Here is a 22,780-nt window from a genome sequence, read left to right as displayed (position 1 = left end):
GCAATTCTTTATTGCGGCTCTCATGATCGTGATATGTTTTACCATGGTTATGAACCGGGTCAATCACCGCAAGCCTTAATGGTTAAGCTCATGAACCCGCGCCACTGGACAAACCATGGCACACCCAGTACACAGACCCCCACCAAACACAAACAAAATCGAAAAAATTGCAAAGGTGGGACCGTCATTCCATGACAGGTGTCATGTACCGGATAAGTTAATATTATAATATTTGTATTATATAAAGATTGCGGTAAATGGCCATTGATTGACATGGTATTATTATACTAATTTTATATTAATTGGCAGGACCTGACCAAGAAACCTGTAAAGAATGCGTCATAAACAGATATTGCGGCATTTAAAGGTCAGAAAAAACTCCCCACACATATATTCTCATTGAAAGATTCCCATTATAGCACAGCATCCTTATTTAAAACTTTCGATTATCATTAAATAACAAATTATTTTTATAGGACGGATAAAGTTTTAAATGGTGATAAATTATGAAGTTTGGTATCGAATTTGTTCCAAATGAGCCAATAGAAAAGATAGTGAAGCTCGTGAAACTGGCTGAAGACGTGGGCTTCGAATACGCCTGGATCACAGACCACTACAACAACAAGAATGTATACGAGACCCTTGCCCTGATTGCAGAGGGAACAGAAACAATAAAACTCGGCCCAGGTGTCACAAACCCCTACGTGAGAAGCCCTGCAATAACAGCATCAGCCATAGCCACACTTGACGAGCTTTCAAACGGAAGAGCAACTTTAGGTATTGGCCCCGGTGACAAAGCTACCTTCGATGCCCTTGGAATCGAATGGGTTAAACCCGTCTCAACAATAAGAGATGCAATTGCAATGATGAGAACCCTCCTCGCCGGCGAAAAAACAGAAAGCGGTGCCCAGTTAATGGGTGTAAAGGCTGTACAGGAAAAGATACCCATATACATGGGTGCTCAGGGCCCAATGATGCTTAAAACAGCAGGTGAAATATCTGACGGTGCACTCATAAACGCATCAAACCCAAAAGACTTCGAAGCAGCAGTGCCACTCATAAAGGAAGGTGCTGAAGCCGCAGGTAAGAGCCTCGCAGACATTGACGTTGCAGCATACACATGCTGTTCAATCGATGAAGATGCAGCTGCAGCTGCCAACGCAGCAAAAATAGTTGTTGCATTCATCGCAGCAGGATCACCACCACCAGTATTTGAAAGACACGGCCTGCCAGCTGACACCGGTAAAAAATTCGGTGAACTCCTCGGTAAAGGGGACTTTGGTGGAGCAATAGGTGCAGTTGACGACGCACTCATGGAAGCATTCTCAGTTGTAGGTACACCTGACGAATTCATACCAAAAATTGAAGCCCTCGGTGAAATGGGCGTAACACAGTACGTCGCAGGATCACCAATAGGTCCAGATAAAGAAAAATCAATAAAACTCCTGGGAGAAGTTATAGCAAGCTTCTAATCCCAGAAACCTTTTATTTTACTAATTTTAAATTATTCTCTGCCTTAATTCTAAACTATTTTTTACTGGTCTGATTAAATTTAAATAAAAAGTCCTACAATCCATCAACATAAACACTGTTCAGTCACCTTAATTAAATAAACAAAACCACCAGATCACTATAGGATTAAAATGATCAGTAAATTAGCATCCAGGACAAGAAAAAAGGCCCTGAAGAAAATAAAACCAAAAAGTCCAGATGAGCTCTCAGCAAGCTGGATCCAGGAAGATCTATTATACTCAGGCAAGGGAAGGGCCCTTTTTATGATACTTCCCACCATAGGCTGCTCATGGGCCCTATCAGAAACCGGTGGCTGTACAATGTGCAGCTACATCTCTGACTCGTTTCTGGAACCTGTGGATGCAGACGAGATTATCGAAATATTCGAGGGTATCATATCCCGTTACGAACTTGAGGAAAAAACAGCTGTTAAGATATTCACCTCTGGAAGCTTCCTGAACCCTGAAGAGTTCCCCCAGGAGGCAGTGGAGCACATACTAAGCAGACTCAGCGCCCTGGAAAATGTTGAGGAAATAATATTCGAATCCAGGCCCGAGTATATAAACGAGGAAGCTGTTGCAAGATGCTGTGAACTTGCAGCTGATAAGATAGTTGAGATAAGCATTGGACTTGAAACCTGCAATGAAAATACAAGGCTGATGAAGATAAACAAGGGTTTCAGTAACAGTGAATTTGAAAGGGCAGTTAACACCCTCAGTGACCTTAAAGGGGATTTTAACGTCAGATCAAAGGCATACATCCTCGTAAAGCCGATTCTGGTCTCAGAAAAACGGGCTGTGGAGGAAGCCATTTCCACAGCCATTTATGCTGAAAAGGTCGGTGTTGACCGCCTATCCTTCTGCCCATCAACAGTGCACAGGGGGACCCTTATTGAGGACCTCTGGAGAAAGGGCTCCTACAGACCCCCATGGATATGGAGCCTCATTGAAATAATCAACAGGACAAGAGAAAAGGTTTCAGTACCCGCCATAATGGATACATCTGGTTTTGGGACATCCAGAGGTCCCTACAACTGCAAAAAATGTAACAGAGACCTCAAGAATCTCATAATCAGGGCAAACCTTGAGCAGACCCAGGTACCCCCCTATGAATGCGAATGCAGATCACAGTGGCTGGCTGAGTTGAAGTTTTCAGAGACCACCGCATCCACGGATATAAAATACAGTGAATACAGCTAAAATCATGGACTGATGAGCAATGATTGGCATAAGCGCTGATTTTGATCCAGTACACCTCGGCCATGTGAGACTCATAGAGAAGGGTCGCGAAATAGCAGATGAAACCGGTGATGAGGTTGTAATTTACCTCAACAGGGATTTCAGTGCAAACCACGCCCCCTTTTTTGTTCCCTACGAAGCGAGGAAGGAAATGGCCCTTGCAGCAGGGGCTGACAGGGTTGTTCCCATTGATGGACTCCACTACCGCCTGACCCTTGCATATACGGTGCCAATAAGGATAGCCATGATGATAGAGGATGGTGTGGTTGACTATGTTGATGCTGCAAATGTCTCACCTGACCTCATAATCAAAAAGGCGATGGAATTTGCATCAAGGGGCGTGTTCAGTGGTATACCACGCGACCTCCCAAACAGAAACGTAATAAGGTGGTTTGCGGTTAATGAATTCCTTTACAGCAAGTACAGGCGAAAAATGAAGTTCCACATAATCCCGGAACTTACCGTTGATGGCTCAAAAATTTCCGGAAGGGAGATACGACAGGAGATAATTGATAATAACATGGAGATACCTCCCAGTGTCCAGAGTGTTCTGCCAGAATCAACCATCAGAATCCTTGAAAGGGAAATAGAAAAGGGAACCATACCCGGCAGGAGAAACCTTGAGGCTATAATGGAAAGAATGAACAATTTATCCCGCGGGGAACTAATGAAAATAGCCTACCTCAATGCAGACGCCGTCAACTCCATCGTGAGAAACAGGAAATATTACAGAGAGGGTCATATATGGGCCACCTTCCGAAAGGCCGGCTATGGTCCCGTGCTGACGAGGCTTGCCATGAGTTCAATAGAGATGAATGTAAGTAGAGAGGAGGTAAGGGACCTCATTGAACACTACACCGAGAAGGGGTGGATTCCACCGGATCAACGGGTGGGTAACCTGATTGATAGGGCCTGGTTTGTCTCAGAGAAGGTCACCGAGGGGATGAGTTCAGGAAGGGCCAATGAAATGTTCCTCACGGGCCGGCATGAAGTGAACGCCCCATCATCCTTTGAGGCAGGGTTGAGTCTGAGAAGACATGAGCTAAGGAAAATAAGCGACGGAATGGATGCCCACATATACGTTGACCAGAACGATATCTTATCCTGCCAGATAAGGAATGGGGTCAAGATAAGGAGTCCTCTTCATCTTTCAGCCCAGATGGCAACCTACCTTCGACTCATAATAGATTCACATATAATACCGTTCCATGCGACGGTAAAAAAAAGGAAGAAGGGCTTCAGAGTCCTTGTGAAAATCAATTAACCTTCCATTGAATCTGGAAGATCTTTAACTATCTCTTTTCTCAACAACAGGGCATTTCCAGTCCCTGCAGAATGTCATCACTATTCTCCCTGAATCGGTGGTTATGTAGATTCTCCAGCATTTATTATCATGGGCCCTGAATTCCACATCAACAACCCTTTTCCCCACAAGTTCCATGAGGTTTGCGGCACATTCACTTTCAAGGTCTGAGTTCATTTCCCCACCAGTGGATATTATATTTTTACCCGTTTATATCTGCATCGCCATGTGGTGGCTGATATTTCCCTGCCACCAGTCTTAGGAGGTCACTGTAATCTGCATTATGTGGTGCATCAATTTCATTGAGCCTTTCAAATACCTTCATGATGCATGATGGCATGGCGGGTTCAATGACCTCCTCAAGCATTCCCTGAACCTCCATCATCTCCTCATATCTCCTTCCTGCATGGATTATGGAACTTCTCAACCTCGAAAGCGTGGATTCCCTGAAATCCGTTCCCTCAGTGTACTCAAGTACCTCCATGACGTCCTTCTCAAGGCCCATCATGTGTGCTGAAAGGAGTGTTTCCCAGAGAAGGGCTGAAACACCCTTCGTGTAGCTGCTTCTGAGCATCTTGATTGCCGATGCATCCCCTGGCCTCTGGCCGCGGACCTCAATGTTCAATCCATACCTGTTAAGTTTCATGAAATCCTCAGCGCCTTCACCGGCAGCTATTATGAGCACACCGGCGCCCTTCCTCCGGACGCTCCCCATTATGGCGGCGTCAGCGAATCTGCCGTTTTTTATGAAGGAGCTGGCCTTCCTTACCGTTCTCGGTGCTATGTTGTTTATATCAACGTAAACCCCCTTTACATGTTTCCCTGCCTCCCTTGCCGCCTCAACCGCCACCGAGGGGGTGACAGCCGATATAACAATATCCGCAGAATAGACCTCTTCCTGTGGCACATCAAGAACTCCCGCCTCTCCTGCAAGTTTCACCGTCCTGGTGCTCCTACCCTCAAGGGAGGTTAGCACATCAACACCCTCATCCCTGAGCCTTGAGGCGAGGGTGTATGCAACTTCCCCGAAACCTATGAATCCTACCCTCATGACTATCACCTAAGATTTCTGCATATTTAACTTGCAGTTTTATCCAATCAGCTGGTAAAGCATGTAGATACCTGCAGCCATTACCATGAAACCTCCAAATTTTCTCAGATACCCTGTCCTTTCCGCGAGCCTTTTAAATGGTTGCTCTGCCATTAAAGCCAGGGCGATAAGTACCGCTGATAAACCTCCTGTGTAGAGGAGCATGTTAAGAATAACACTCCCGGTTTCCAGAGCAGAGTATGATATAACAGTTACCAGGTATGGGCTGTAGCAGGGTGCCCAGGCAAGGGCCGTGAGGAACCCCAGAAGAAGGTGATTTTCGGTGGCTGGAACCCTGAATGAAAGGAGGGGTTTCTCAGATAGAAGCCAGACCCCCATGACTATTATCACAATGGATGCGGGTATGCGCAGATAGAGGAGGTAGTAATTCACGGCTGCTGTGAATACGGCTGTTAACAGTATCACAGAGAAAAATACCGAGGCAAACCCGGCTGAAAAAAATGCAATCTGTCTTTTATCCCCCATGATTGCCTCAGAGAACAGGATGGGTACAACAGGGATTATGCATGGGGATAGGGCTGAAAATATCCCTGCAGCAAATGACAGGATGTATTCATGCATGGCTTTACCCCAGATATGAGAGGAACTCCTCAGGGGCCATGTATCCCTCTCTTCTTCCTATCTCATTTCCCGAGGAATCCAGTATGATGGTGGTTGGAATCACATAGATACCATAAGTTGATGCGGCCGATGGATTGGAGTCAACGTCAATCTTCGCTGCAATGTAGTTCTCTGAAATCTTCCCTAAAACATCCGGGTTCTGCAGTGTTTCCTCTTCAAGTTTCCTGCAGGATGGACACCATGAGGCTGAGAATATGAGAATGACCCTCTTATTATGCTTTGATGCCTCGTCTATGGCCTCCTGGGGGCTGTTATACCACCTGAACTCCTTATTCTGGGTTTCATTTTTCTGTGAGGTGTCGTGTAGCTGGGTTGAGTACATGAGAAGTATAACCATCACCCCCAGCAGAACACCTGCAATGGCCCATTTCTTAGTCACATCCATCCTACCACCAGCATATTACCAGATATATGAATTAATTAACATCCACTTAAGTATCAGACCGCCGGAAACATACAGTTCAGAGTTTAATTAACATCCACTTAAGTATCAGACCGCCGGAAACATACAGTTCAGAGTTTCACAGCCACGTTATCGCCCTTTTCAACACCCAGATCCCGTGCAATTGCATGACACTTTGCATTTAGGAGGCAGAAAATGTCTCCCTGAGCATCTATCTCTGTAAGGCCCTCATAGTTACCCATCCCCTTGGCTATAACAACCTCTGCCTCCTTAAAGATCCTCATGAAATCCTCTGATACATCACTTTGAACCATTCCAACGGAGTCGGTGCCTGTTGTTACGATCTCAGCCACCTCATGGAGGCCAGCCTCAATTGCATCCTCCATGCATGCGTCGTTGAGGATGGGCTTGCCCTTCACTGCAACCTTCACATCAACCCCGTACTCTCCAATCTTTTCAATGAGGGGCCTGTCAAAGAGTATCTCACCGGTATTATCCAGTAGATAAAGGACCTCTGAGGCATTCTTAAGTTTTTTCTCAAGTAAGGGCACATGGTTTATCCTGAGGGGGGCCTTCAGTGACTCCTCAATACCCTGATCATGGTTGAAGTCAAGTCCCAGGGCACCAAAATCTATTATGTTGCCTGTTATTGCAACCTTAACATGACTTTCCAGGTCGCCGTGTTTCTGGAGGTACTCCTCAGCAAGGGGCAGGAACCTGGATGCGATCTCGTTGCACCGCCTCTTCTCCATGATGTAGGGATCCTCTGAGCCTGTCATCTCCTTTATGAGCCTGTGCATTGCTGTTCCGAGTTCATTTGACACCTGCCCCTTCCTGAATCTTTCATTGAGGAGTTCAACTACCTTAACCATCACCTGGAGTTTGAGGTCCTCGTCGTCTGTTGCAAGGTCAAGGGCCTCCCTTGCCTGCCTCAGGAAACATGGAGCGCATTCATAGTATACCTTCATCCACTGACCCACCTAACCCCCGTAGATTACCCGTATTATCTCAATAATATCCCCATCAGATATTTCCTCTTCCTCTATCACTATCTCACTGTTCCTTTTAACAACGGCGGTCTCCAGTGGGATCTGGAGTTCCTGGAGGATGTCCTTAATCTTCTTTTTTTCTTCAGATTCCATTACTCTTTTTCCATCATCTGTGATCACTGTGAACTTCATCTTCATTCACCCCTAATTCGTTTATGAATGTGCATGCCTTACATAACCTGCCCGATGATGGCTCACCGCAGCGTAAACACGTCCCCGATTTCCTGCTGCCATCCATATCCCTTATAAGGGTCTCCTTTATTTTATCAAAGCCCCTGAGTGTGGAGTACATTATGGTGGGGCGTTTCACGGATATTTGCTTGAGGAAGTCACCTATTTCCCTTCTGAATGAGCCAGATGCATAGGGGCAGCCTGCAAGGTGGACATCAAGGCCCCTTGCGAGAACGTAGAGTCCAACCTCCCTTTCAGGTATCTCCCTGAGGGGTTTGATCTTTGGTATGAACCTTCCGCCGGCCGTGGATGTCATGGGACCTATCCTTGTGAGGTTTTCAAGGTTCCCCTCCAGGTAATTCATGACTATGGCCTGGCACTCATCGTCCAGGTTGTGGCCGGTTGCTATCTTTGTTGCCCCACTCTTTCTGGCCTCCCTGTTCAGTATCCAGCGTCTGAAAACTCCGCAGTATGTGCATGCCCCCCTTGATGGGTTTCTCATGATCTCATCCAGTGTTATGCCTGCATAATCCTCCAGCGTGACAACCCTGTGGGGTATATCCCTCTCGGCACAGAACCTCCTGGCAATCCTTACCCCATCCTCCCTGTAACCTGATATGCCCTCATCGATGGTTACAGCCTCAAGTCCTATTATGTTTCTGTTTCTGAGTTCATCGAGGATGTCGGTGACCATGACGCTGTCCTTTCCACCTGAAAGCCCCACAAGGACCCTGTCACCCCTTTCTATAAGCCTGTATTTTCTTATATCCCTCATCACCTTCTTTCTGGTGGTTTCTATGAAGCATTCGCTGCAGAGCATCTGTCCAGAGTATTTCCTGTTTATTATGACCCTTTCTGATCCACATCTGGTGCACTGCATCTAAACTCTCCCTATGTGTAAAAACAAGTGATAACCCATTTAATTAACGCTGACCATTTTCAAATATTGACCTTTCAAAGAGTTCAAAATCCTGAACATAACCCTTGCCTGTCCTCAGGGCTATTTCTGCCTTCTGTAATTCTGATCCAAGGTAGGCTGCATGTTCAAGTCTGCTTACAAGTTTTCTATTTATAATCTCCTCATATAACCTTTTGGCGCTATCTGATGTGAAGGCAATTACAGGCTCTGTTTTATCATAGAGTACCGCCTTTATCCTATCATCCTCAACCATGATCTTGAAGCTGCCGCACCTGTCTCTGACGAACTTCATGCCCCCCTCTGCCTCAATGGTGGGTACGCTGATTTCCTCAACTATCGTGCTGGGTTTTCTCTTATCCTTGAATAGTACAAGGTTTATTCCAAGGTCCTTGGGTACAGAACCCCTGTTTTTGGCCAGGAACATCATCTTTGATGCCACTGAGAGTTCATGAACGCTTCCAAGTGCTTTTCCGCTCTCCTCTGGTGTGAATAGTATGCTCACACCAAGTTCCATTCCAAAACCAGCGAGAAGTGCATTCACCCCTGTGGAGTCAGCGTCAAGGAGTTCGGTCACGTTCCCAACACCAAAGAATACAGGGTCGGGGTTTCTCTCTGTGTACATTCTGCATGCCATTACAGATTCCACTATGCTTCTGCTGTTTACCGGATCAAGCACAGGGTCGGCTATTACATCTATACCCCTGCATTTTCCTTTGAGTTTCTCCAGGGCCTCAACCCTCTCCTCAACCGTTTCAGGGACCCATCCTTCGCTGTAGTCTGTTGGTAGTATCACTGCAGGTACACTGTTTTTTCTGAGTGACCCTAGAACTTCCCTGTAGTTTCCAAGGTCCAGGCTCAGGATCATGTCGACGCCGCAATCCACTGCAGCCTCTATTTCAGGGGGGTTGAGACTATCCACGCTGAGGGGTATGTTGGGGGCAGCTGAGCGTGCCGTCTCGATTATTTCAGGAAGCAAATCTGAGTTGTCCTCGCCGGCCAGCATTCCAAGGTCAATCATGTCCGCGCCACTTCTTATGAAGTATTCAATCCTTTCCCTGAGTTTCCCTTCCTTCAGGAGGAGGGGGGCATTGGCAACCTCTGCAAGAACCCTCATGGGGAAGTCCCTCCCCACTGGAAGGTTACCTATGAGTAGGTTTTCATCCCTCTCCAGCAGCTCCTTTCTCTTTCCAGCATCATTCTCAAAGCCCTCTATGAACTGGAGGGCCCTTCTCCTCTGCTCCTCCTCAATGAGCCTGTCGGCCGGTTTCCTGGTTGAGAGTTCAAGTTCATCAAGCATATCAAGAACTATGGGGAGGTCCGCGGCATCTGTTGGTCCCTTATATGCGGGTATGCCTGTTTCATCCCACACCACCTTCACGTCCTTGGGTATGAGGCCCGGTACGATTATCATGTCCGGTGTTTCATCCGAAAAGTTAATCTTATGGATTTCAGATATTATCTTGCGTGGTGTTAAAAAGGCCGCTATGGGAGTGTTAACCACGTGAACATGAATTTCATGGCTTGAAGCTGACACTGCCTCCTTCACAGTCCCTGATGCAAGTTTTCCTGTGATTATAAGGACTCTCATTTCATTACCCCTATTAATTTTAATTGACCAACATGTATATATATTAAAAATTTATAATGATTAACAATGAGAAATGGAGGTAGACTATGATCGAAATTCGCTTTCATGGACGCGGTGGCCAGGGCGCTGTTACAGCGGCAGAGATCCTAGCTAAAGCTGCCTTTGAAGACGGTAAATACTCACAGGCCTTTCCATTCTTCGGTGTTGAGCGTAGAGGCGCTCCAGTTATGGCTTTCACAAGAATTGATGATAAACCCATCAGGAGAAGATATCAGGTTTACAATCCCGATTATGTTGTTGTTCTCGATGAGGGACTTGTTGATGTGGTTGACGTATTTTCAGGCTTGAAGGAGGATGGTGTGGTTGTACTCAATACCGCAGGCACCTTCACCTCAGAGAAAGCCGAGGTCCACACAATTGACGCCACAGGCATAGCCCTCGAGAACCTTGGAAGACCAATCGTTAACACCGTAATGCTCGGGGCATTTGCAGGTGTAACCGGTCTTGTAAGCATAGATTCGCTCATAAAGATTATCAAAGAAACATTCCCCGGGAAGATTGGGGATAAAAACGCAGAGGCTGCAAGGATAGCCTATGAAAAAATGAAACAGTCAGGGTGAATATAATGGAATCACTTGGAGCAACCGTCAGAGAACCAGGAAGCACCCGTAAAAACAAGACGGGAAGCTGGAGAACATTCAAACCCATTCTTGATAAGGATAAATGTATAGACTGTGATAACTGCATCCTCTTCTGTCCCGAAGGCTGCATAGATAAGGAGCATGAGATTGACTATGATTACTGTAAGGGATGCGGGATATGCGCAGAGGAATGCCCTGTTAAGGCAATCAAGATGGAGAGAGAAAAATAGGAGAGACTCTAAATGGTTCTTAAGGTTATATCCGCAAATCAGGCCGTTGCAGAAGCAGCAAAACTTGCGAAACCAAAGGTCATCCCTGTTTACCCGATAACACCCCAGACCTCAATATCAGAGTACCTTGCAAAATTTGTGGCTGATGGTGAACTCGATGCCGAATACATAAGGGTTGAATCAGAGCACAGCGCCATGAGCGCATGTGTGGGTGCATCAGGTGCGGGTGTGAGGGTTTTCACAGCAACATCATCCCAGGGCCTTGCACTCATGCATGAGATAGTCTATGCCGCAGCTGGACTCAGGAACCCCATTGTCATGGCAAATGCCAACCGTGCCCTATCAGCCCCACTCAGTATATGGAACGACCACCAGGATTCAATAGCTGAAAGGGACTCTGGATGGATGCAGATATACGTGGAAAGTGGACAGGAAGCCCTTGACTCAGTTCTGCTATCATATCGGGTATCGGAGGATAGGGACGTTCTCCTTCCAAGCATGGTCTGTCTGGATGGTTTCATACTGACACACACCGTGGAACCCGTGGACATACCATCACAGGATGAGGTTGACACGTTCCTTCCAGAATTCCAGCCACAGGTAGTACTTGACCCTGACGAGCCAATGTCACTCGGTACATTCACCGATCCAAACTATTACATGGAGGCCCGCTATGAGGTGGAAAGGGCAATGGAAAGGTCAAGGAAGGTTATTGCAAAGGCCTTTCAGGAATTCAGTGAAATGTTCGGGCGAGAATACGGATTCGTTGAGGAGTACCGCTGCGAGGATGCCGAAATAATCCTAGTGGCCATGGGCTCAGTCTGCAGCACCCTAAGAGAGGTTATTGATGATATGAGGAGTGAAGGCAGACCTGTGGGGCTCCTGAAGGTCAGGGTTCACAGGCCATTCCCTGCCGAGGAGATCAAAAAGGCGGTCAGTAATGCCAGTAAGATTGCTGTTCTGGATAAAAACATAACCTTCAGTGTTGGTGGTGCTCTCCACACCGAGTTAAAGGCCCTCCTACCTGAAAGAGAGGTCTACGGGTTCATTGTGGGCCTCGGTGGAAGGGACATAACACCTGAACACATCATGGAAATTGTTAAAAGGACAGAAAACCCTGAAAGGAGTGTCACCTGGATCGGACTTAAGGAGGAATCACAATGAAAATACCTGAAGAAGAATTCCTGGCCCCTGGACACCGCGGATGTGCCGGATGCGGTGCGACAGTGGGGGTCAGACTTGCCCTCAAGGTTCTCGGTAAGAACACCGTTGCGGTCTCATCAACAGGATGCCTCGAGGTTATCACAACCCCCTACCCTGAAACATCCTGGGAGATACCATGGATCCATGTTGCATTTGAAAACGCTGCCGCGGTTGCATCAGGTGTTGAGAGGGCCCTCAGGGCCAGGGGCAGGGATGACGTTAACGTTGTGGCATTCGCTGGTGATGGTGGGACAGCAGATATTGGAATGCAGGCCCTGTCCGGTGCAATGGAGAGGGGTCACAATATAATATACATCTGCTATGACAACGAGGCCTACATGAACACCGGTATACAGAGGAGTGCCTCAACACCCTACGGTGCATCCACCACCACATCACCACATGGAAAGAAGAGTTTCGGTGAGGACAGACCCAAGAAAAACATGCCCCTGATAATGGCGGCGCATGGTGTCCCCTACGTTGCAACGGCATCCATATCATACCCAGAGGACTTCATGGAGAAGGTGAGGAAGGCAAGGGACACAGAGGGTCCAGCCTACATACACCTGCATCAGCCATGCACAACAGGTTGGGGCTTCGATCCCTCAAAGACAATAGAACTTGGAAGGCTTGCCGTTGAAACCGGTTCATGGATACTCTACGAGATAGAGGATGGTGACTTCCGCGTAACCTACAGGCCAGTACAGAGGAAACCCGTTGAAGAGTACCTGAACGCCCAGAAAAGGTTCAGACACCTCACAGAGGAACAGAAGGCAAAGATCCAGGAATACGTTGACAGCGTGTGCCGGGAGCTCAGAATATAATGGGGGATGGAATTGCAGAAGATCATCATTCAACCGGAACTCTGTGACGGTTGCAGGGACTGTGAGGAGGCCTGCAAGAAACTCTACGGTGCCTCAAGGATAATGATAAGGGAACTTGAAGGCCTCTACTACCCCATCATATGTCAGCAGTGCGAGGACGCCCCCTGCAGGACAGTGTGCCCAACAGATGCCATCCAGGACGAGGTTAACCCTGAGAGGTGCATCGGCTGCGGACTCTGTATGCTTGTATGCCCCTTCGGAGCCGTTGTCATGGAGGATAGGAAGGCCCAGAAATGCAGCCAGTGCCCCGACCTTGACACTCCTGCATGTGTTAAGGCATGTTCAAGGAGGGCTCTGAGCGTCGTTGACACCGAGAAACTGAAACTTGAAAGGCAGAAGGAGTTCGTATCCAGAATGTCAGGTATAGGGAAGGGCCATAAAGGGACTGATATCCTCAGCATACTGACAGCGAAGAGGAAGGCCCGGCAGAAGCTTGAATAGGTGAAATTTCATGAGAGAACTGGTTTCAAATCCGGAACTGTGCGATGAGTGCATGAAGTGTGAGAGGATATGCCCACGGAACGCCATACGGGTCATTGATGGTGTCCCCATATTCTGCATGCACTGCGCACCTGAAAGGGCCCCCTGCCTCAACATCTGCCCGGAGGATGCCATAGTTGAGGTGGATGGTGCAGTTGTCATCCTTGAGGACAGATGCATTGGATGCGGTCTCTGCCGGGACGCTTGCCCAATTGGTGCCATAACCATCAATGAGAGGGGTGTTGCAGTGAAATGTGACCTCTGTGTTGATCGGGAGAAGCCCCTCTGCGTCATGGTATGCCCCAAGAAGGCCCTCGGTGAGAGTTCAGAGGATATGATGGCGGCCAAGAGGGATAAGATAACAGGGGAACTCAAACGCCTCAAAAATCTCATGAGATACTGACCAAACTATTTTTTGGGTGATTCCATGATCAGGCAGGAGATGGTTGAGGAGACAGTGTGCCGTCTGTTCAGGGAGGCAGTTATCAGAATCCCCGATGACGTCACCCTTGCACTGAAAAAGGCCTATCTCAACGAGGAGGACGAGATCGCCCTCCTGAACCTCAAGGCCATCCTTGATAACATTGAACTTGCAAGGAAGATGGAGGTTCCTGTATGTCAGGATACAGGGCTCCCCATAGTGTTCGTGAGGATGGGGAACGTTGAGGTTGAAAACATCTACGGGGGTATAGCTGCAGGGGTTGAGAGGGCCACAAAGGAGGTCCCCCTCAGACCAAACGTTGTTGACCCCCTCACAAGGGAGAATACCGGGACAAACACCGGGAATCTGATTCCACAGGTGGATGTTGAAATTGCAGAGGACCTTGATGGACTTGAAATAACGGTATTCCCCAAGGGTTTCGGATCAGAGAACAACAATGCGCTCCTAATGGGACTTCCAGGTGATGGTGCTGAAGGTGTCAGGGACTTTGTTGTTGAGACCGTCCTCAGAGCCGGTGGAAAACCCTGCCCACCTGTGATTGTGGGTGTGGGAATCGGCGGCTCATCAGACCTTGCAATGAAACTTGCAAAGAAGGCCCTCCTTGGGAGGGTGGGGGAGAGAAACCCTGTAAAGGAGCTCGCATCCCTGGAAGAGAACATACTTCAATCAATAAATGAAGCCGGCAGCGGCCCCATGGGTATGGGTGGTAAAACAACGGCACTGGATGTTAAGATAAGGACCGCCCATACACACACCGCCGGCCTGCCAGTGGGTGTCTGCATACAGTGCTGGGCCGCAAGGAGAGCCACAGCCACCATCAGGGATGATTGATTACAGATGGAGGGCTTTTTCCTGGCAGATCGAGATGCACCTCATGCAGAGTATGCAGTCTGTTCCATTGGTTCTCCTTCTGCTATTTGATCTCATATCAACACCCATTGGGCATTCTGCAAGGCATTTCATGCAATTTTTGCATTTATTTTCATCAAACCTAACCCTCAGAACTGAAATGTAGGATGATACCTTAAGAAAAATGCTTACCGGGCATATGTACTTACAGAAGGCCCTGTTGTCACCAAGGGCAACTGCAAGGGCAATTCCGGTAACGTAATAGGCTACATTTCCTGCAATGAATGCCCAGAGCATCACAGTATCAGGATTATCCGCTCTAGTTAAAATCAGAAAAACGGTTACAGGGGCTATCAAAAACAGCATATATTTCACGTAGGCCAGAAAGCGTCTTCTTGTGCTACTAGACCTCCGGTATGGCAGTAGATCAAGTATCATTGAGGTCCAGCACGCATATCCACACCATCCCCTTCCAAAGAGGACTGGCCCGGAAATCTTTGCAATCGCATAGTGTATCACAGCACCCTGGAACACTCCAAGGAAGATGTAGTACCAGAAGCCCTCGATCTGCATGTTTTCGGCTCTTAAAATTCCAAGGTAGAACAACATGTAGATTCCAACACCCAGCTGGACCAGTGCCCTGCCGTGCTGAAACTCTGCACCCATAAGATAAATTCCGGCAGACACCAGAGAGCCGATGTAGAGAAAATTGAAAAGATAGAATGGGTTGGCTGTCCATGAAAATAGAAAAAGTGCCAGTGCTAAAAATAAAAAGAAGATTAGGGATGGAAGTAGCCATCTGGATGTGATCATGGCTTTTCACAGGTTATCATGAAAATTGTTCTATCCGCGATGCTAACAGCCCTGTCACCAACCCTCTCAAGGAACCTCGCTATGAACAGAAGGTTAACAAGGTAGGATATCGACTCCTTATCCTCGAACATGCTCGCTGTTACATGCTCCAGTGTCTGGTCAAAGAGGTCATCCACCTTATCATCATCGTGCCTGAGCTCGCGTGCCATGTCCATGTTCTGGTCCAGGAATGCGTAGATACCCTTGGATAGCATCATCTGCACAAAGTCAGACATATGTTTGAGGTCCTCCATGGGTTTCCGGGGTATCTCCTCATCCTTCAGTTTCTCAGCGGCCTCTGCTATATTTGCTGAGAGGTAACCTATCCTCTTGAGGTGGCTCCCAACCTTGATGCATGCCTCTATGAATCTCAGATCACGTGCAACTGGCTGTTCAGCCGCTATTAAACTTATTGATTTTCTTTCAAGGTTAAAAACCATTTCATCAATTATTTTACTGTTCCTTATGACCTTCTCCTTTTTCTCATCATCGTATTCCATCAGGAGGTCAATTGCAGTCTTGTGTGTCTTGAGGGTTTTCTGGGAAACTTCCTCCATGTCCTTTCTGAGGTCCTTAAGCTTTTTGCGGAAGAGTATCCGCGGATATTTCTTCTCCATCTAAAAGTCCTCCTTGGATTTATAGTCACTGATAAGTCTTTCAATTGACTCATCACTTGGAACCCTTATCCTGTACCTTTCAAGGAGCTCATCCCTTGAGGAAACATCCATGAACATCTCATTGATTATTATATCTGCCTCAAGGGGTATTGAAAGTTTTGATTCATCGTTGAGTTCAATGAGTGTGCTGAAGAGGTCCTCATCAGCCTCATAAACCTCAATGATTGAATCATCATTTATTTCTATCTTCTCCATTGCCTTGTGGCTGTGCGACTCCTCAAGTGTGCTGAGGTTGAGGTGCCAGGCCCCAACTATCATCCCCTTCATTATGAAGACTATGGCCTCACTTTCACCGCTTAAAATCCTGATATAGGAAAACTCAGGGAGTGATGAACTCCTGAGGGCCCTGTAATCCATTTTTTTAGGGTTATCAAATGGCAGCCACATTAAATCCCCCCAAACTATTTCATGAGCACGCTGTAGAATACCTTGTGATGTATAACCCTCTTACCCACTATGAGGTATGCTATCCTGTCGTCCATCCCCATGACATGGTGCCCCATACTGAGGAGGTTCCTTGCAACCAGAACCAGATTTCCTGACTCCATGAACTCCCCCTGGGAATCATGGAGCTGGTTATAGAATTCCTGCAGCTGGAGATAATTCTTGGTGGACCTCTTGAGTAGCTGTATGTCCCTGTTCATGAGGGCTCCGAGGGCGTCATTTATCATGTCCTGGATGGTCTGTGACATGAACTCGATGTGGGGTGGTATGACGGTGTCGGTGCTGTCAATGGCGTACCTTGCAATGTAGGCTGAGAGTATGTTTATCCTTTCAAGTTCAATTGATGTTCTCAGTATTGCTGATGCGAGTCTGAGGTCCTTTGCGACAGGCTGGTGGAGTCCGATGATTTTTAGACAGTCATCCTCTATCCTGTAGCTCTCCTCATTAACACCTGATGTTTCCTCTATTATCCTTTCAGCGGTTTCAACATCCTTCTTAATATAGCTGGATACAGCGTTCCTGACCCTCTCAGACGTCACATTACCATATTCAACAGCCTCATTCAGCACCTTTGAAAGTTTGTTTTCAAGGATAACACCAATCAATTACTTCACCACTCAAGCTTTTCATCCAAACCTGCCTGTAATGTAGTCCTCGGTCCTCTTATCCCGGGGTTCTATGAATATCTCCTCAGTAAGCCCGCTCTCAACTATTTCACCGTGCAGGAAGAACGCCGTGTACTTTGAGACCCTGGTTGCCTGCTGCATGTTATGGGTGACTATGATTATGGTGTAATCCCTCTTCAGCTTGTGAATGAGGTCCTCTATCTTGGTGGTGGATATGGGGTCAAGGGCTGAGCATGGTTCGTCCATCAGTATAACCTCTGGCTCTATTGCTATGGTCCTTGCGATGCAGAGTCTCTGCTGCTGACCGCCTGAGAGGCCAAGGGCGGACTTATCAAGCTTATCCTTGACCTCGTCCCAGAGTGCCGCTGCCTTGAGGCTCTCCTCCACCCTTTCCTCTATGAAGTCCCTGTCATCGTAGCCATGAACCCTGAGTCCATAGGCCACGTTCTCAAATATTGACTTTGGGAAGGGGTTGGGCTTCTGAAAGACCATGCCAACCTTCTTTCTGAGCTCCACAACGTCCATCTGGGGGTCATAGATGTCCATGCCATCAAGGTATACATGTCCCTCGTGTCTGAATCCCGGGATGACGTCGTTCATCCTGTTGAGTGTCCTGATGAATGTTGACTTACCGCACCCTGAGGGCCCTATCAGGGCCGTGACGGTGTTTTTTGGAATCTTCAGGTTCACATCCTTGAGGATGTGTGCCTCGTCAAAGTAAACGTTGAGGTCTTCAACTTCAATTCTGTACATAATGATCACCTATCTTCCCATCATCTTCCTTCTGTATCTATCAACAAGAGTGTTCGTGAGAACCGTGATGAGGAGCACGATTATTACGAGGACCGCTGCGGTTCCATATGCATTTTTGAGTGAAAGCCCCTCTGTGGCTATTATATACAGGTGGAGTGGTAGGGGTCTTCCAGGGTCAAATATGGAGATGGGCATTGCAAGCGCCGATCCAACAACAAACATGACCGCCGCCGCCTCTGAGATTGCCCTTGCCATTCCAAGTATAACTCCTGTGGTTATACCTGGCAGTGCCGCTGGTATAACAACACGGTAGATGGTCTCCCATTTTGTGGCCCCGAGGGCCAGGCTCCCCTCCCTGTATGACTGTGGCACGGTCTCAATGGATACCTGTGAAACCTGGAAGATTGTTGGAAGGGCCATGAGTGCCAGTACAAGGCCCCCTGAAAGAATTGACCATCCGAGACCCAGGAATACAACGAAGAATGCCAGGCCAAAGAGACCGAACACTATTGATGGTATGGAGGCCAGTGTCTCTGCACCGAACTTTATGAGCTTCACTATCCTTTCCTCTGTGGAGTATTCAGCCATGTAAACAGCCGCCCCGACACCAAGTGGAGTCGCGATTATTCCCGCTATGAGGGTGACGTATATGCTCGATACGATCATCGGGGCTATTCCACCTGCCCTTCCCGAGTCAATGGGTTCAGATAGCAGGAATTCTAGAGTCAGTGCTGGAAGACCCTTGAGCATTATGTAGCCTATTATAACAATCAGGATGAGTATTGTTACGAGGCCTGATGCCCACAGCACTCCCGTCATGATCTTCTGACTGGTTTTTGGTGAGATTATCCTGAAAGACATTTTGAGCCTCCTAGAGGTATCCTCCACCTATCACAATTTTTTTCTTGTAGTGGAAGTAGTTTGCAACAACCAGAAGGACCATTATCAGCGCAAAGAGTATGATGGCTGTTCCGAAAAGGGCGCTGTAGTGGAGTCCTGTTGCATATCCCATTTCCAGTGCTATGTTGGATGTAAGGGCCCTTACAGGGTCCAGGATGGATGATGGTATCTGTGTAACGTTTCCTGCAACCATTATAACTGCCAGGGTCTCACCAATGGCACGGCCCATGCCCAGTATGATTGATGTTATTATGCCTGGAATCGCTGCAGGAAAGATGACCTTGCGTATGGTCTGCCAGTGGGTTGCCCCCAGTGCAAGGGATGCCTCCTTGTACTCCAGGGGCACTGACCTTATGGCGTCCTCTGATACACTTATGATTGTGGGCATGATCATGACCGTGAGTATGAGTGCTGCTGTGAGCATTCCAAAACCTGTGCCCCCTATGTTGGTCCTCACATAGGGTACAAGCACTATGAGACCAAAGAATCCATATACAACGGAAGGTATTGCTGCAAGGGTCTCTATCACAGGTTTCAGGATTTTACGCATGATTTCCGGAGCAACCTCTGCCATGAATATGGCGCATAGGATTGATAGGGGAACCGCTATTGCAAGTGAGAGGAGAGTGATGCAAAGGGATCCAACTATCATCGTGAAGACGCCGTACTTACCATCAGACGGTGCCCAGTCCATTCCGAATATGAAATTTATCACACCATAGTCCTGGAGTATCGGGATTCCCTCACGGAATATGAAGGTTATTATGAGAAGTATTGCGATTATTGAGAAGATCGCCGTTATAAAAAGACCCTTCTCAATGAGATTTTCCCTTGTCTTGCTGATCATATTTTACCTCCTAGGTATCATCTGAGACATTTGCTATTGCAGGGACAACCTTCTGGCTCCTGACAATTGCCTGTCCCTCCGCTGAAAAGACCCATTCAATGAAGTCCTTCACAACCCCCAAAGGTTCCCCCCGGGTTATGAATTCAAATGGAACAACAAGAGGATAGGAACCATCAGCTATTGTGGTCTCAGAAGGGGTTATTCCGTTCACCTCAAGTGCCTTTACATCTGAACTCATATGGGCCATGGAGACAAAACCCACCGCATAGGGGTCACTCTTTATTGCCTGTTTCACAGATTCTGTGGACCCCTGGACAATTGCATCTGACCTTATCTTTTCATCCTTCATTACAAGTGATTTGAATGAGCTTCTGGTTCCTGAACCCTCCTCACGTACTATAACATGTATCTCTGCATCTGGACCTCCAACCTCCTTCCAGTTACGGATCTTCCCGCTGAAGATATCCCTCAGCTGTTCTGTTGTGAGGTCATCAACAGGGTTCTGGTGGTTGACAGCTATAACTATGCCATCCTTTCCTATAACATATTCCTTAAGCCCATCCTTCTCATTGGGCTTGAGGGCCTTTGAACTTGTTCCTATATCAACAACACCCTGCTGAACTGTCCTTATACCCATTCCAGAACCCCCGCCCTGGACGTTTATCCTGACATTTGGGTGGTTCTTCATGTATTCCTCGGCGAGTTTCTCGGCAACTGGCTGAACAGAGGTTGAGCCTGCAATTTCAATTCTCTCATAGTCTGAACCCGGTTTGATCATGAAATATGCAAGTGCGATGATAATGATTAGTATGAGAATGTTTCGTGGTTTTACATCCATCTCCATCACCTTCAGTTATCGATTTCACCTATTGGTTAATAAAGTTCACTGAAGGTGACGGAAAGAAAAAATTGTGGTTTTAATTAAAAACCACTAGACCTTTGCTGGGACCACCTTTTCTGATTTGACTATTGCCTGTCCTTCCGGGCTGAGGACCCAGTCAATGAAGTCCTTGACTGCTCCCTGTGCGCTGCCCTTGACAAGGAAGAGGAATGGCCTCTGTATCTTGTATGATCCATCTGAAACTGTCTGTTCAGATGGGGCCACACCATCAATCTTGAGGGCCTTCACTGTTTCGTCGAGGTTTACAAGTGATATGAAACCTATGGCGTTTGCATCCTGCTTAACAGCCTGCTTAACAGCCTCTGTTGAACTTTCAACTATGGCGTCCTTCTTTATCTTGGTTTCCTTACCCATCACGATTTCTTCGAAGGCCTTTCGGGTTCCAGAACCGTCTTCACGTGTTATCACTGTTATCTTTGCATCCGGTCCTCCGACCTCTTTCCAGTTGGTTATCTTTCCACTGAAGATGTCCTTAACCTGGTCCTTTGAGAGGTCTGAGACCGGGTTCTTGCTGTTTACAATTATTGCAATACCGTCCTTACCTATCATGTATTCTGTAAGGCCTTTCTTTTCATCGGGTTTAAGTTCCTTTGAACTTGTTCCGATGTCTGCGGTACCATCCTGGGCGCTCTTGATTCCCACACTGGATCCTCCGCCCTGGACGTTTATCTTAACGTTTGGGTGCTTCTTCATGTATTCAGCTGCAAGTTTTTCAGCAACTGGCTGAACAGAAGTTGAACCAACAATGTCGATCTTTTCCTGCTGTCCGCCTCCTCCAAGTGCCAGGACTGCGCCAGCAATGATTACGATTGCTACGACTATTCCTATGATCAGTTTGGTGTCCATTTTATCACCTCAAACTTTACCTTGTTGCGGGAGTATTTAAAATTTACTATTTTAGTGTACTTTATTACCTATTTAGTGAACTAAATTTCAGCGGGAGAAAAATTTAATTCACATTAAGTGAATATAGGTGCACCAAATGCATTAAAATTTAAATACTCAAAGCCAGATAGGGAAATACATGATATCCGAAGGAATAATTAATGACATGCTGAAGGTAAAAAATCCGAAGTGGAGGACTTCCATTACTAGGGTTGAGCCTAATCGGATTGTTACCAGGGGTTATTCTCAGGAGGATTTGATTGGTGGTGTTTCTTTTTCTGAGATGGTTTACCTGTTGATTCGGGGTGAGCTTCCGCCGGGCAATGTTGCGAGGATGCTGGAGGCTGTCCTTGTGTCTTTCTGTGATCATGGGGTGACTCCGCCCAGTACGCAGGCTGCCCGTATGATTGCCTCTGCTGGTTCTCCGGTACATGCCTGTATTGCCGGTGGTCTTCTGGCCTTTGGTAAGAATCATGCAGGGGCCATCGAGAGGTCCATGAAGCTTTTCCAGGAGACAGTCTCCAAGTGTAACTCTGAGGATGAGATTCCTGAGGCTGCTGTGAGGCTGGTGGATGATCATCTGCGGAGGAACAGGAAGGTCCCGGGTTTCGGGCACAGGTATCATAATGCGGATCCCCGGGCTGTGCGGCTCCTGGACCTTGCAGAGGAGTACGACTGTGTGGGCCCACACACGAGGCTTGCGATTGAGGTTCAGAACATCCTCCTTGAGCGTAAGGGTGTGAGGATGAACGTTGACGGTGCCAACGCCGGAATACTCTCAGATATGGGTTTTGACTGGCGCACAGGTGCCGGGGTTTTCATGATAGGACGGCTCCCAGGACTCATATCCCATGTATACGAGGAAAAGGTGCGTGAACCAGCCTTCAGAAAATTCTTCGACATCGAAGAAATACACTACGACGGCGAGGAGAAAAGAATATTAGACACAGATTACAGATCTCTTGAGGGGGCAGAACTATGCAGGACGATGAATACGAAAGAGCCCGGAAGAGAGTAGAGGAACTTAAGGGATTTTACATACACCTATCTGTTTTTGTAATAGTTAACTTCACCCTTTTCCTCATAAACCTTCTTTCAAGCCCGGGCATGTGGTGGTTCTACTGGATAACAGCCTTCTGGGGAATAGGAGTCATATGGCACGCATTCGGTGTCTTTATTGGCGACAGGCTTCTGGGTAAGGAATGGGAGGAAAGGAAAATAAAGGAATACATGGAGAAGAAAAAGAAATAA

29 protein-coding genes are annotated in these 22,780 nt (G+C 47.3%); 12 read left to right on the top strand and 17 right to left on the bottom strand.

The window, feature by feature from the left end; all coding sequences use genetic code 11:
* Positions 1–506: 506 nt before the first annotated feature.
* The 3 genes from mer (at position 507) to QFX39_RS07590 (ending at position 4,014) form a co-directional block, all read left to right on the top strand.
* Entirely contained in the window at positions 507–1,472 is a 966-nt protein-coding gene (gene mer / locus QFX39_RS07600; RefSeq protein WP_147671149.1) for a 5,10-methylenetetrahydromethanopterin reductase, read from the top strand.
* A gap of 171 nt (positions 1,473–1,643) precedes the next feature.
* Complete coding sequence (locus tag QFX39_RS07595) at positions 1,644–2,711, top strand: archaeosine biosynthesis radical SAM protein RaSEA (protein WP_300479042.1); 1,068 nt, start codon at positions 1,644–1,646, stop codon at positions 2,709–2,711.
* Positions 2,712–2,730: 19 nt separating this feature from the next.
* Positions 2,731–4,014 (top strand): adenylyltransferase/cytidyltransferase family protein, encoded by a 1,284-nt coding sequence (locus tag QFX39_RS07590; RefSeq protein ID WP_300479040.1) that lies wholly within the window; start codon positions 2,731–2,733, stop codon positions 4,012–4,014.
* Positions 4,015–4,038: 24 nt separating this feature from the next.
* On the opposite strand, the gene QFX39_RS07585 is transcribed toward QFX39_RS07590, so the two are convergent.
* From QFX39_RS07585 to QFX39_RS07550, 8 genes are all read right to left on the bottom strand, one after another.
* The gene (locus tag QFX39_RS07585; protein ID WP_300479037.1) at positions 4,039–4,230 is read right to left on the bottom strand and encodes a hypothetical protein; all 192 of its coding nucleotides are present in this window, start codon (positions 4,228–4,230) and stop codon (positions 4,039–4,041) included.
* Between the two features lie 25 nt (positions 4,231–4,255).
* Positions 4,256–5,104 carry an NAD(P)-dependent oxidoreductase gene (locus QFX39_RS07580; protein ID WP_300479036.1) on the bottom strand — a complete coding sequence of 283 codons (849 nt, stop codon included), beginning with the start codon at positions 5,102–5,104 and terminating at the stop codon, positions 4,256–4,258.
* A gap of 39 nt (positions 5,105–5,143) precedes the next feature.
* Positions 5,144–5,725 carry a cytochrome c biogenesis CcdA family protein gene (locus QFX39_RS07575; protein ID WP_300479034.1) on the bottom strand — a complete coding sequence of 194 codons (582 nt, stop codon included), beginning with the start codon at positions 5,723–5,725 and terminating at the stop codon, positions 5,144–5,146.
* Positions 5,726–5,729: 4 nt separating this feature from the next.
* Positions 5,730–6,170, bottom strand: coding sequence for a thioredoxin fold domain-containing protein (locus QFX39_RS07570; protein ID WP_300479032.1), 441 nt, complete (start codon positions 6,168–6,170; stop codon positions 5,730–5,732).
* 128 nt (positions 6,171–6,298) lie between these two features.
* Positions 6,299–7,156 (bottom strand): DUF89 domain-containing protein, encoded by an 858-nt coding sequence (locus tag QFX39_RS07565; protein ID WP_300479029.1) that lies wholly within the window; start codon positions 7,154–7,156, stop codon positions 6,299–6,301.
* Positions 7,157–7,168: 12 nt separating this feature from the next.
* Positions 7,169–7,369 (bottom strand): MoaD/ThiS family protein, encoded by a 201-nt coding sequence (locus QFX39_RS07560; protein ID WP_237780459.1) that lies wholly within the window; start codon positions 7,367–7,369, stop codon positions 7,169–7,171.
* A complete protein-coding gene (locus tag QFX39_RS07555; protein ID WP_300479024.1) occupies positions 7,344–8,288 on the bottom strand; it encodes a TIGR00269 family protein in 945 nt (314 codons plus the stop codon). The genes QFX39_RS07560 and QFX39_RS07555 overlap by 26 nt, the downstream gene beginning before the upstream one ends.
* A 43-nt stretch (positions 8,289–8,331) precedes the next feature.
* Entirely contained in the window at positions 8,332–9,915 is a 1,584-nt protein-coding gene (locus tag QFX39_RS07550; protein ID WP_300479021.1) for a dihydropteroate synthase-like protein, read from the bottom strand.
* Between the two features lie 86 nt (positions 9,916–10,001).
* Between QFX39_RS07550 and porC the strand changes: the two genes are divergently transcribed.
* From porC to QFX39_RS07515, 7 genes are read left to right on the top strand one after another with little or no spacing between them, the layout of a single operon-like run.
* Complete coding sequence (gene porC / locus QFX39_RS07545; RefSeq protein WP_300479018.1) at positions 10,002–10,535, top strand: pyruvate synthase subunit PorC; 534 nt, start codon at positions 10,002–10,004, stop codon at positions 10,533–10,535.
* A gap of 5 nt (positions 10,536–10,540) precedes the next feature.
* Positions 10,541–10,786 carry a pyruvate synthase subunit PorD gene (porD, locus tag QFX39_RS07540; protein WP_300479016.1) on the top strand — a complete coding sequence of 82 codons (246 nt, stop codon included), beginning with the start codon at positions 10,541–10,543 and terminating at the stop codon, positions 10,784–10,786.
* Between the two features lie 12 nt (positions 10,787–10,798).
* A complete protein-coding gene (gene porA / locus QFX39_RS07535) occupies positions 10,799–11,950 on the top strand; it encodes a pyruvate synthase subunit PorA (RefSeq protein WP_300479013.1) in 1,152 nt (383 codons plus the stop codon).
* On the top strand, positions 11,947–12,813 hold the full coding sequence (gene porB, locus QFX39_RS07530) for a pyruvate synthase subunit PorB (protein ID WP_300479010.1): 867 nt from the start codon (positions 11,947–11,949) through the stop codon (positions 12,811–12,813). The genes porA and porB overlap by 4 nt, the downstream gene beginning before the upstream one ends.
* Before the next feature lie 6 nt (positions 12,814–12,819).
* Entirely contained in the window at positions 12,820–13,314 is a 495-nt protein-coding gene (locus QFX39_RS07525; RefSeq protein WP_300479007.1) for a 4Fe-4S dicluster domain-containing protein, read from the top strand.
* 10 nt (positions 13,315–13,324) lie between these two features.
* Complete coding sequence (locus QFX39_RS07520) at positions 13,325–13,756, top strand: 4Fe-4S dicluster domain-containing protein (RefSeq protein ID WP_300479004.1); 432 nt, start codon at positions 13,325–13,327, stop codon at positions 13,754–13,756.
* Positions 13,757–13,780: 24 nt separating this feature from the next.
* Positions 13,781–14,626 carry a fumarate hydratase gene (locus QFX39_RS07515; protein WP_300479001.1) on the top strand — a complete coding sequence of 282 codons (846 nt, stop codon included), beginning with the start codon at positions 13,781–13,783 and terminating at the stop codon, positions 14,624–14,626.
* Here QFX39_RS07515 and QFX39_RS07510 read toward each other — a convergent pair whose 3' ends face one another.
* The 9 genes from QFX39_RS07510 to QFX39_RS07470 all read right to left on the bottom strand — a co-directional run bounded on the left by QFX39_RS07510 (position 14,627) and on the right by QFX39_RS07470 (position 21,490).
* A complete protein-coding gene (locus tag QFX39_RS07510) occupies positions 14,627–15,310 on the bottom strand; it encodes a 4Fe-4S dicluster domain-containing protein (RefSeq protein WP_300478998.1) in 684 nt (227 codons plus the stop codon).
* Between the two features lie 143 nt (positions 15,311–15,453).
* Positions 15,454–16,113 carry a phosphate signaling complex protein PhoU gene (gene phoU, locus QFX39_RS07505; RefSeq protein WP_300478995.1) on the bottom strand — a complete coding sequence of 220 codons (660 nt, stop codon included), beginning with the start codon at positions 16,111–16,113 and terminating at the stop codon, positions 15,454–15,456.
* Positions 16,114–16,530, bottom strand: coding sequence for a DUF2226 domain-containing protein (locus tag QFX39_RS07500; protein ID WP_300478992.1), 417 nt, complete (start codon positions 16,528–16,530; stop codon positions 16,114–16,116).
* Positions 16,531–16,574: 44 nt separating this feature from the next.
* Complete coding sequence (locus tag QFX39_RS07495; protein WP_147671167.1) at positions 16,575–17,222, bottom strand: phosphate uptake regulator PhoU; 648 nt, start codon at positions 17,220–17,222, stop codon at positions 16,575–16,577.
* A 21-nt stretch (positions 17,223–17,243) separates the two neighbouring features.
* Positions 17,244–17,996, bottom strand: coding sequence for a phosphate ABC transporter ATP-binding protein PstB (gene pstB, locus QFX39_RS07490; RefSeq protein WP_300478985.1), 753 nt, complete (start codon positions 17,994–17,996; stop codon positions 17,244–17,246).
* A 9-nt stretch (positions 17,997–18,005) separates the two neighbouring features.
* Positions 18,006–18,857, bottom strand: a complete 852-nt coding sequence (gene pstA, locus QFX39_RS07485; protein WP_300478982.1) for a phosphate ABC transporter permease PstA — start codon at positions 18,855–18,857, stop codon at positions 18,006–18,008.
* A 10-nt stretch (positions 18,858–18,867) separates the two neighbouring features.
* Complete coding sequence (pstC, locus tag QFX39_RS07480) at positions 18,868–19,743, bottom strand: phosphate ABC transporter permease subunit PstC (RefSeq protein WP_300478980.1); 876 nt, start codon at positions 19,741–19,743, stop codon at positions 18,868–18,870.
* Between the two features lie 10 nt (positions 19,744–19,753).
* A complete protein-coding gene (locus QFX39_RS07475) occupies positions 19,754–20,581 on the bottom strand; it encodes a phosphate ABC transporter substrate-binding protein (protein ID WP_300478979.1) in 828 nt (275 codons plus the stop codon).
* A gap of 93 nt (positions 20,582–20,674) precedes the next feature.
* Positions 20,675–21,490 (bottom strand): phosphate ABC transporter substrate-binding protein, encoded by an 816-nt coding sequence (locus tag QFX39_RS07470; protein WP_300478977.1) that lies wholly within the window; start codon positions 21,488–21,490, stop codon positions 20,675–20,677.
* A 178-nt stretch (positions 21,491–21,668) separates the two neighbouring features.
* Between QFX39_RS07470 and QFX39_RS07465 the strand changes: the two genes are divergently transcribed.
* Positions 21,669–22,547 carry a citryl-CoA lyase gene (locus tag QFX39_RS07465; RefSeq protein WP_300478975.1) on the top strand — a complete coding sequence of 293 codons (879 nt, stop codon included), beginning with the start codon at positions 21,669–21,671 and terminating at the stop codon, positions 22,545–22,547.
* The gene (locus QFX39_RS07460) at positions 22,508–22,780 is read left to right on the top strand and encodes a 2TM domain-containing protein (RefSeq protein WP_300478973.1); all 273 of its coding nucleotides are present in this window, start codon (positions 22,508–22,510) and stop codon (positions 22,778–22,780) included. Before QFX39_RS07465 ends, QFX39_RS07460 begins: the two co-directional genes overlap by 40 nt.

The organism is Methanothermobacter sp. (assembly GCF_030055425.1).
Classification (GTDB): Archaea; Methanobacteriota; Methanobacteria; order Methanobacteriales; family Methanothermobacteraceae; genus Methanothermobacter.
The sequence above is the reverse complement of the archived record's forward strand: the minus strand, read 5'-3'. Positions and strand labels throughout refer to the sequence as shown.